General features: G+C 68.2%; 6 protein-coding genes. All 6 read left to right on the top strand.

Going from position 1 to position 6,000, the window contains the following annotated elements; genetic code table 11:
- Positions 1-389 precede the first annotated feature (389 nt).
- Entirely contained in the window at positions 390-563 is a 174-nt protein-coding gene (locus tag AB0I79_RS57525) for a CsbD family protein (protein ID WP_357893528.1), read from the top strand.
- A 161-nt stretch (positions 564-724) separates the two neighbouring features.
- Entirely contained in the window at positions 725-1,696 is a 972-nt protein-coding gene (locus tag AB0I79_RS57520; RefSeq protein WP_357893527.1) for a LysR substrate-binding domain-containing protein, read from the top strand.
- A 416-nt stretch (positions 1,697-2,112) separates the two neighbouring features.
- A complete protein-coding gene (locus AB0I79_RS57515; protein WP_357893525.1) occupies positions 2,113-2,655 on the top strand; it encodes a DUF5994 family protein in 543 nt (180 codons plus the stop codon).
- A gap of 437 nt (positions 2,656-3,092) precedes the next feature.
- Entirely contained in the window at positions 3,093-3,935 is an 843-nt protein-coding gene (locus AB0I79_RS57510; RefSeq protein ID WP_357893523.1) for an alpha/beta hydrolase, read from the top strand.
- A gap of 339 nt (positions 3,936-4,274) precedes the next feature.
- Positions 4,275-4,706: a TIGR03618 family F420-dependent PPOX class oxidoreductase gene (locus AB0I79_RS57505; RefSeq protein WP_357893521.1), complete on the top strand. Its 432-nt coding sequence runs from the start codon at positions 4,275-4,277 to the stop codon at positions 4,704-4,706.
- A 404-nt stretch (positions 4,707-5,110) separates the two neighbouring features.
- Entirely contained in the window at positions 5,111-5,794 is a 684-nt protein-coding gene (locus AB0I79_RS57500; protein ID WP_357893519.1) for a class I SAM-dependent methyltransferase, read from the top strand.
- The last annotated feature ends 206 nt before the right edge of the window (positions 5,795-6,000 follow it).

The raw sequence follows: 6,000 nt of genomic DNA, 5'->3' as shown, positions 1-6,000 counted from the left end.
CGGACTGTTCGAGCGGCTCGGCTGGGTGAGCAACGTGCACTGGCCGGACGAGGAGCGCATCCAACGCCGCCGCGCCGCCCCGCAGCGGCAAGCCCACGTCCCGGCCGGAGACTGACCGACGAGCCTGTCGGTTCCGGCCACCTTCTACCTGTTCGGCAGCCTGCTCGACCGGCTGGTCCACCTCTCCCATGGGCCGGCGCCCAGCCGCCCCGCACGGCCGTTCCATGGACAGGAAGGACCTTCCACGATCGCGACCCCGGGATACAGCCCGCGCTCATCGGTTCCGGTGATAACCGGCGCCGTCTTTGCTCGTTTCCCTTCATCAGGCCGGAGCGGACATTGAGAGTTCAAGCCGCCTGACTGTGGCGGAGCAGTGAAGGGAGATCGCGATGAGTCTGCGTTGGGAGATCAGCAACAAGGTCCAGATCGTCAAGGGCTGGGTCAGACAGCGCTTCGGCCGCGTCACCGGCAACCGGCGCCAGCAGGTCGCGGGCAAGAGCGATCGGGTCGCAGGCAATCTGAAGCAGGCCGGCGGGAAGGCCAGGGACGCCTTCAAACGCTGATCCCCGCTTCGACGGACCGCCCGGCGGGTCCACGTCCCGAGCTGGGATCCTCAGCCCGGCAAGTACGCCGGGACCGCCTCCGGCGGTTCACCCGCTCATGAGAGACCTAGAGTGGGAGACGACGGCCCGCATCGGTGCCGCCCGGGCAGGAAGGGGCGGGCATGGAGTTACGGCAGCTGCGCTATTTCGTGACGCTGGCCGAAGAGTTGCATTTCGGACGGGCGGCCGCGCGTGAGCACATCGTGCAGTCCGCGCTGAGCCAGCAGATCCAGCGGCTGGAACGCGAGCTGGGGGTGCGGCTGCTGGATCGCAGCACGCACCACGTCGATCTCACCCCGGCGGGCGCTGCCCTCCTGGTCGAGGCGCGTCAGATTCTCGATCATGTCAGCAGGGCGGGGCAGGCTGCACGTAACGCTGCCGCGTCGGTGCCCACGCTGCGCGTCGGCATCATCGACGCCAGCTACGACACCATGCCGCAGATCCTGCGCGAGCTCCAGCGCAGCCATCGCGGCATCACGATCCACCAGGTCGAGGCGGGCACTCCCGAGCAGTACCGGCAACTGGCCGACGGCCGGCTGGACATCGCCATCGGACATGCCTCCCAGGCTCCGGCCGAGGTGACCGCCAAGCTGATCAGGCTCGATCCGCTGGGCGTGCTGGTGCCTGACGACCACCGCTTCGCCGAACTCGACGGCGTGCCCGTCGCCGCCCTCGCCGGTGAGTTGTTGCTGCTCGGTGAGGAGTCGCAGACGCCGGAGCTCAACCAGTTCGTCCTCGCGCTGTGCCGTTCGGCCGGGTTCACGCCCGCCCTCTACGAGGGCACCGTCGAGAGTTCCCGCGCCGCCGCCGACCTCGTCCTCCAGCACCGCTGCGTGCACTGCGTCCCCTCCTCCTCCCGCTCCTCCAACCGGCCGGGCACCACCTGGCGGCCCCTGACCGACCCCGCCACGCACTACCCGTGGTCCCTGCTGTGGCACCAGGACAACCCCTCTTCCCACATCGCCACCGTCATCGACAGCGCCCGGCACCTGGCCGAGCGGCTCGACTGGCTGGAACCCGTCGCCCCGGCAACCGAGTCGGCGCCCGGCGAAGATGCGCCGAGTGCCGTCGGTCCCAGTGATGGGCCTGCCTGATGCGCGGGTACCAAACGCCTGGCGATCGCTTCTGGAGATGAATCTTTTCCGCATCGCCTGTTTCGCATACGGGACCCATCGCCACGCTCGGTGGCGTCCTCGGGCCAGTCGGCCCTGAACAGCCCGCATCCTGGACCTGATCTACTGCTTTCGGACGCAACGCGGCCCGGTCCAGGCTGCTCTTTGTGACGAGAGCAGAACACAGGCAATAACTGGCCTGATTATCGCCGTATCCGATGACAACGCCGATTTATCTGCTGTTTTCCTTGGTGACGGCTTGATGTCCTTGTCTCGCAAAACGAGGTAGAATAAAAAATACCGAGGACATTTCGAGCGTTGGCATTCGGGTTGGCGTCGCCCGCGGCGAAAGACCACTTCCGGCCCCGTGAACAAGGGGTCCGACAGGCCAGGCAACCATGATGACGACACTTCTTCCCCCGTCCAGCCCGGTTCTCGTGGCCCAGCCCGCGCCCAGGCTCAGCCTGAACGCCGTCCTCGACCGGCGAGGCACGGTCGACGGGGCGTGGTGGCCGCGCACCCGCGATGCCGCCGCCGAACTGCCCGCCCTCATCTCCGCCGTCGACCAGCGGCTTGACAGGGCTGTCCTGCGTGTGGGCCTGCATGTGGACGCCTGGGATCACCTTCCGCGCCGCATCCCGGCCCGGGGTCGCCAGGTCAGAGTGGGCTGGTTCCGCAGCGCCGACCCGCACCTGATCACCCTGAGCATCGCGGGAACCGTGCCCATCACCCTGCTGGTCATCCCGCCTCGCACCGCGGCCGGCCCCGCCATGGCCGCGCTCACGCTCGCCGCCGCGGGCACGGTCGGCGTCCGTCCCGCCGACATCCTCCGCCCTGTGGACCCGGAGGAGGGCTCACCTGGCCGGGACGGTTCAGCCTCCTGGGAGAATGAGGGCGGCCGCGTCACCGATCCCGTGCCCGCACGGCCCGCCACCGCCTAGCCCCATGCCGAGCCGCCGATCCCGGCGGCCACGGAACTTCGGATGGCGATATGCACGGTGTACAACGCCTACAACGCGCTCGGCGCGACCGATATCCGCCGTTCGCGCTGCGGGAGATCCCCAGCTAACCGGCCGGACTGAACGTCGAGTACCCGGTGCGACTGCACCGCGGCCTCGTCCTGGTGAAATGGCTCCTGGCCATCCCGCACCGCCGCCCCCAACGGTCAGGCTGCTCACGAGCGGTCGGCTCGTGTTTTCGGGACCACGATGCCGGGCCGGTCTCTGCACCGAAAGTGCCGGTTATCAGATCTGGAGATGACCTGCATATGAATTGCCCGTTTCCTCCGGCCGTGCATTCCTGTGCGCTGAAGGGGACAGCCCGGAGCTCAACCTCCTGGCTGCCGGCCGCCTGATCGATGACTCCCAGGAGAGACCCCATGACCGAGCCCACCCAGACCAAGCCCCCCATCGTCCTCATTCATGGGCTGTGGCTGACCCCGCGCGCCTGGGAGCACTGGATCGAGCGCTACGCCGAGCTCGGTCACCAGGTGTCCGCCCCGGCCTGGCCCGGCATGGAGATCGAGGTCGAAGCCCTGCGCAAGAACCCCGAAGTCATGAACGGCCGGGGCGTCACCGAGGTGGCCGACTTCTACGAGAAGATCGTCCGGGAGCAGGACAGGCCCCCCATCATCGTCGGCCACTCCTTCGGCGGTCTGATCACCCAGATCCTGCTGGACCGCGGCCTCGGCGCCGCCGGTGTGGCGATCCACCCCACCCCGATCAAGGGTGTGCTGAGGCTGCCGCTCAGCAGCCTGCGCTCGGCCTTCCCGGTCCTGTCCAACCCCGGCAACCGCTCCCGCACCGTGGCGCTGAGCGCCAAACAGTTCCACTACGCGTTCACCAACACCCTGACCGCGCAGGAGTCGGAGCGAATCTACCAGCGCTACCACGTCCCCGCCCCTGGCCGGCCGCTGTTCCAGGCCGCCATGGCCAACCTGCAACGGCACCCCGCCACCGGAGTCGACGTGCACAACGACACGCGCGCCCCGCTGCTCCTGATCGCCGGCGGCGCTGATCACGCCGTCCCCGCCACCCTGGTACGGCAGACCTACCAGCGCTATCAAAAGTCCCGCGCGGTCACCGACTACCACGAGTTCGCCCGCATGCCGCACTTCGCCCTCGGCGCTCCCCAATGGGAACGCGTCGCCGACCACGTCCTGCACTGGGCCGTGCGGTACATCACGAGACACCCCAGAAGCGACCGCGGCGACACACGGTAGGCGCGTCGCCACGTCGGTCGGATCGGCTCATGCCGGATCGCCTGAGCAGCAGGCTTGCTGACCGAAGTCGCGCCCGCCACCCCCCTCCGCACCGCCGTCGGGACCGCCTGGCGGCGGTATCACGGACGATCCCTGACGGCCGACCGCCCGCGGCGTACCCGAGCTCCCGCTCATGGTCCACACCGAAGCAATCGAGACCGTGCGGCCTGTTTCTCGCCGCCTACCGCGCACCCAACTTCTGATTGTCTGCAACGGAACTATCTGCTACGGTCCTTGCTGAGAGATTGCATGTCCAGCGGCGGCGCCATCTTCACGACGTGCCGCCTGATAGGGGAGAACATGGACGAGAACCAGTCGGGCCCGGCCCCTCGGTCGCTGAGCGAGGAGGAACTGCTGAAGCTGCTCGACGCACAGCAGTTCGGCGTGCTGGCGACGGTCAAACGCAGCGGCCATCCCGCCATGTCCACGGTCCTCTACCGATGGGACCCGGCCGGGCGGATCGTCAGGATCTCCACGACGGCCGGCCGGCTCAAGGCACGCCAAGTGCGCAACAACCCGCACGTCTCCCTGCACGTGCAAGGCCCCGACGTCTGGTCGTTCGCCGTCGCCGAGGGCGAGGCCGAGGTGTCCGGCGATGCCGACGAACTCCTGGCCTTCGCGGGCGACCAGCCGGATACCGCCGCCTTCCTGGAGCAGCAGGCCCGCGAACAGCGCGTGGTGATCAAAATCAAGGTGTCCCGCTTGTACGGCACAGCGTTGGACCTCCCCTGAGCGGAGGCGATCACCCCGAATGTGACAAACCTTGAAGCCGTCGTCCTTGCCGAAGTCGCCGCCCGCACCCGCCCTGCGGCGCGCGAGGCGGCGTGGTTTCGTGAGGCAAAATGTCAGTCGGTCGCGCAGCAGGGGCGGCGAGAACGATTGTCCCGTGACCCAAACAGCAGCACAGGCTACGCCCAAAAGACGGCTGTCCGGAATCTCCGTGGCTGCTCGCTGACAGCGGAGGATCCGATATGTCCGCGCCTCAGGAGACATAACACGAAACCTCCCCTGGTGCGACGACAGATCGCTAGGCTGCGATGATGGAACACGTTACCGGCGTGCCCGAGAGTTCCGGCGGCGTGCAGCGCCCTGCCTGGATCACGCCCGCCACCCAGCCTCTCGATCCGGCGATCCCGGTGAACGACTACGACAGCTTCGCCGAGGAGTACTCGGCGGAGAACGAGAACAGCCTCCTCAACGCGTACATCGAGCGGCCTGCGATGATAGCCCTCGCCGGCGACGTGACCGGCCGCCGGATCCTGGACGCCGGCTGCGGCTCGGGCCCCCTGACCGCCGCACTGCGCGAGCGCGGCGCCGTCGTCACCGGCATCGACTCCAGCGCCGGAATGCTGGCGGTGGCCAGGCGGCGGCTCGGCGAGGACGCGGATCTGCAGGTGGTTGACGTGCGTGATCCGCTACCGTTCGCCGACGGTACGTTCGATGACGTAGTCGCGTCACTGGTGCTGCACTACCTGGAGGACTGGGGACCGACCCTGGCCGAGATGCGGCGAGTCCTCAGGCCCGGCGGCCGGCTGATCGCGTCGGTGAACCACCCGTTCGTGGACTGGCTGACCGAGGATCCTCGGCCCAGCTATCGCGCGACCACCAGCTACACCGACCTGTGGACGTTCAACGGGAAGTCCTTCCCGCTGACCTTCTGGCGGCGGCCGTTGCACGCGATGACCGATGCCTTCACCGGCGCGGGCTTCCGCCTTGCTGTCATCAGCGAGCCGAAGACCGCCCCGGACGCCCCGGAGCCGTTCTCCGGAATCAGTTTCATGTGCTTCGTCGCCGAGGTACCGTCGTCGCCGGCCGGCTAACTAGCTACCCGCGAGCGACGTCCAGCTCGTACCTGAACGGAGAGCCTCACCGGGGCCGCGGAAGGCCCATGGCGCTCGGTACCGTGATCACGGGCACGCTCATCAGCTTGGGCAGCGGTACAGCCGAGTCATCTCACCCATCGCTTCCATGGGCTGATGGCCGCCTGCGGGCTGCCGCCGGTCCGGCACGCTGGGACAGGCGTGCG

The sequence above is a fragment of the Nonomuraea sp. NPDC050202 genome (assembly GCF_040656115.1).
Classification (GTDB): domain Bacteria; phylum Actinomycetota; class Actinomycetes; order Streptosporangiales; family Streptosporangiaceae; genus Nonomuraea.
The sequence above is the reverse complement of the archived record's forward strand: the minus strand, read 5'-3'. Positions and strand labels throughout refer to the sequence as shown.